The sequence below is a fragment of the Halioglobus sp. HI00S01 genome, assembly GCF_001635445.1.
GTDB lineage: Bacteria > Pseudomonadota > Gammaproteobacteria > Pseudomonadales > Halieaceae > Halioglobus > Halioglobus japonicus.
Genome location: NZ_LWEE01000271.1, coordinates 1 through 205, shown reverse-complemented (window position 1 = coordinate 205; position 205 = coordinate 1). Strand labels below are relative to the sequence as shown.

Sequence of the window (205 nt, the reverse complement as noted above, 5' to 3'; positions counted from 1 at the left end):
CCTTTACAGGACAAGGCGAGTCACTCCTGCACCCCCAGGTCGAAGAATTTATCCGCTACGCCACTGCAGAGGGTGTGGAAGTCATGATGACGACCAACGCCAACCTGCTGACACCCCAGAGATCCCGCTCACTGCTCGATGCTGGCCTCAAGGGCATCTGCTTCAGTATTTCCGACACCGAGGAAGACTATGAACTGGTCTACAA

The 205-nt window shown here is 55.1% G+C and carries 1 protein-coding gene; it reads left to right on the top strand.

Annotated features, from left to right (window positions below; all coding sequences use genetic code 11):
* A partial coding sequence (locus A3709_RS24120) for a radical SAM protein (protein WP_197484306.1) occupies positions 1–205 on the top strand: 205 nt, incomplete at both ends.